Origin of the sequence: Devosia elaeis (genome assembly GCF_001650025.1) — a bacterium.
In the GTDB taxonomy this organism is placed as follows: Bacteria; Pseudomonadota; Alphaproteobacteria; order Rhizobiales; family Devosiaceae; genus Devosia; species Devosia elaeis.
Genome location: NZ_LVVY01000059.1, coordinates 1 through 590, shown reverse-complemented (window position 1 = coordinate 590; position 590 = coordinate 1). Strand labels below are relative to the sequence as shown.

The following is a 590-nucleotide window of genomic DNA, read 5'->3' as shown; positions in this document are numbered from 1 at the left end:
GCCGAATATGGCATGCTGCCCCGCGCCACCGGCTCGCGCACCCGCCGCGAGGCCACGGCTGGCAAGCAATCGGGCCGCACCCAGGAAATCCAGCGCCTGATCGGCCGTAGTTTACGCGCCGTGGTGGATTTGCAGGCCCTGGGCGAGGTGCAGGTGACGCTCGATTGCGACGTGCTCGAGGCCGATGGCGGCACCCGCACCGCCTCGATCACCGGCGCCTATGTCGCCCTGGCCGACGCCGTCAGGTGGATGGAAGAGCGCAAGCTGACCAAGGGCCAGGTGCTCAAGGACAATGTCGCCGCCATTTCCTGCGGCATCTATCGCGGCAATCCGGTGCTCGATCTCGACTATCTCGAGGATGTCGAGGCCGAGACCGATGCCAATTTTGTGATGACCGGCGCCGGCAAGTTCGTGGAGATTCAGGGCACCGCCGAAGGCGCCCCCTTCAGCCGGGAAGAACTCGAAAGCCTCATGGCCCTGGCCGAAAAGGGCATTGGCGAATTGAGCGTGATGCAAAAGGCGGCCTTGGGCGCATGATGTTTTACAGCAAGAAGGCCCCCTCACCCGCCGGCTTCGCCGTCGACCTCTCC

General features: G+C 64.9%; 1 protein-coding gene. It reads left to right on the top strand.

Translation table 11 applies throughout. The features are described from left to right. The coding region (gene rph / locus A3840_RS01980) for a ribonuclease PH (protein ID WP_067451066.1) at window positions 1-537 on the top strand (537 nt) is incomplete at its 5' end. Window positions 538-590 lie beyond the last annotated feature (53 nt).